The organism is Psychrobacter sp. FME13 (assembly GCF_014861395.1).
Classification (GTDB): Bacteria; Pseudomonadota; Gammaproteobacteria; order Pseudomonadales; family Moraxellaceae; genus Psychrobacter.
Window position 1 is genome coordinate 1 of record NZ_RRYV01000240.1, and the last position, 2,828, is coordinate 2,828.

A 2,828-nucleotide genomic window follows, 5' to 3' on the forward strand; every position below is an offset into this window, starting at 1 on the left:
AAGTAGAGTTCAATAATATACTTTGTGTCTTACAACTACTTTTGCAAGAGGTCTATTATAGATCTTTTATAATAAAAAATATCAGTGGTCGTGACCTACATAAGGTTGATCACTCATGAGGTTAGTCATCAGTTTTTAGTTGCTGCTCTTTAGTTACTCGTTTTTAGCCACTAGCTTTTAATCACTGCTAGGTGGAAAATCGCGAAAGGTATTATTGACATTACCTATCATAATACCAGCAGGGTTACGATCTGTCTGATCGTCTGCTGCTTGATCGCCCGCTTCTAAGGTTGGCGCTTCAGTTGTTTTGCCCGTATCGCGTGAGTCCTCATTGTAAGCAATCAATGCGTCATTGTCAGCAAGGAAGCTATCCGCCGTCGCCATGACCCACATTTGATTAAACACGTCTGCACGGGCGCTTTGATTAAGTAGTGCGCCTTTATCGGTGAAATAAAAGAACTTCGATAGCAGTTTAATCTGTCCGTCTTCTAAACGACGCGCAATATGATAAGGCTGTAGCTGGCTTGGATGCTGCAAGCCGACTGCGCCAACGATGCTGGCAAGTGATTTGAGGGTGTTTTTGTGAAAGCTTGCGACGCGTTCTGCTTTGCTTGGCACATCTAGGGCTTTTTGACGGTAAGGATCTTGGGTCGCGACCCCTGTTGGGCAAGTATTGGTATGGCATGAGCGCGACTGGATACAGCCGACTGCAAACATAAATCCGCGTGCGGAGTTACACCAATCTGCACCCAAGGCAATCATACGAGCGATATCAAAACCAGAGACGATTTTGCCGCTTACGCCCAGTCTGACCTTGTCACGAATACCTGCGCCGACTAGGGTGTTATGAACCAATAAAAACCCATCAACCATCGGCATGCCAACATTGTCCATAAATTCGACAGGGGCAGCACCAGTGCCACCTTCAGCACCGTCAATGACGATAAAGTCAGGGTAGTTGTCAGTTTCAATCATGGCTTTGACAATCGCCATAAACTGCCACGGCTGACCGATACAGAGCTTAAAGCCGACAGGTTTACCACCTGATAGCTCACGTAACTGCTGCCAAAAAGCAACCAGCTCAAGTGGTGTGCTAAAGGCGGTGTGCGAAGAAGGTGAGATGCAATCTTGCCCAGTAGGTACTTGACGGGTATCAGCAATCTCTTGAGTGATTTTCTCCGCTGGTAGTACGCCACCTTTACCTGGTTTGGCGCCTTGTGAGAGTTTAATCTCAATCATTTTTACTTGCGGATCGACGGCTTTTTCGGCGAAAGACTGTGCATCAAAATCGCCATTGGCATCGCGGCAACCAAAGTAGCCTGTACCCAGCTCCCAAATCAAATCGCCACCGAACTTACGATGGTGAGGGCTGATCGCACCTTCACCCGTATCATGGGTAAAGCCGCCGATTTTTGCGCCTTGATTGAGTGCCATAATGGCATTGGCTGATAGGCTGCCAAAGCTCATCGCTGAGATATTAAATACTGACATCTCATGCGGCTGCTGACAACGCTCACCGCCAACCATAATTTTAAAGTCTTTATTTTTTAGCGGTTGGCTGACCGCTGACTGTAAGAACCATTCTTTACCATTGGTGTATAAATTGTCTAACGTACCAAACGCATTGGTATCACTGACGTTTTTAGCACGCTGGTAAACCAAAGCACGCTGTTGGCGCGAAAACGGTACTTGTTCTTTGTCATCCTCTAACAAGTACTGACGAATCTCGGGGCGAAAGTCCTCCAGCACGTAACGAACATGTCCTGCGATAGGGTAGTTATTCAAGATGGCATGCTTGGACTGGACGATATCGTAAATGCCCAAACCCACTCCAAACGCACCAATGAGAATCAGCCACCAGTTTAGCAATAGCAACCCTGCTAATAGCAAAAAAATTGCGGCAACAAAGGTGCTATAGCGTAGTAGGACGCCTGTTAAATAAGGCAGATTGCTTTTTGGTTCAGGATTTAAATCGGTACGAGATTGGGGCATAGCGAGGCTCGGCTGTAAAACAAAGAAATTAAAAAACGCGATAATTATTAGGGCGTGTTGAACATTCAAATATTAGGGCTGCTGATCGCTAAAATTGAGCCAAACTAGGCGCGAGACGACGATAATGTCGAGACCTTAACTAGGCTTGTAACAACGTTTGCAAAAATGTTTGGAAGCATTTTAGCATCAGCCTTGAGAACGGATCCAGCAAAGCACTGCTTTGCCCGTTTGCAAGGCGAGAGCTATGCTCGAGTGGAGGGCAGTACTCTTTTTTGCCAATACATGGCGAAATTGTTTAACCTAGAATGACTAGGCATCAAAAATTTCACTGCATATTGTCTAAAAAATAGTCACTGCCAGCACCACATTTGAATGTTCAACACGCCCTAAAGATAAGATAGTATGTCTCAAGTACCAATATTTATGATACCGAGAGCAAATAATATTTATCTTAACTTATAATTAACGCGCATATTGTAGGCTTATGATATCACGGCTTAGAGATAATTGAGTACAGAGTGTTTTTTGTTGGCATTGATATGGCTTAGACTAAGAATCAACATGAAATTGTTTATAATTTAGAAAGAGTGGTTCTGAAAAAAACACAGCCTAGAAGTATGATCATCAGCTTGAAGGGTTTTAAGAAGAGATTCAGTTTGATAATAGAGGTTATAGCATAAGAAAAAGGCTTCCAATTGCTTGGAAGCCTTTTAATATAATGGTACCCGGAGCCGGAACGATACACGTATATTAAGATATTGATTTTATTAAAATTTTTAAGGAGACCATCCCGAATTCTGTGTAACTGCCGTTTAGATTAAATGCTTGCTGATACG

1 protein-coding gene is annotated in these 2,828 nt (G+C 43.8%); it reads right to left on the minus strand.

Annotation, left to right across the window (positions count from 1 at the left end; genetic code table 11):
- Window positions 1–177: 177 nt before the first annotated feature.
- The gene (locus tag EI164_RS15470; protein WP_192520852.1) at window positions 178–1,992 is read right to left on the minus strand and encodes an FMN-binding glutamate synthase family protein; all 1,815 of its coding nucleotides are present in this window, start codon (window positions 1,990–1,992) and stop codon (window positions 178–180) included.
- Window positions 1,993–2,828: the final 836 nt, after the last annotated feature.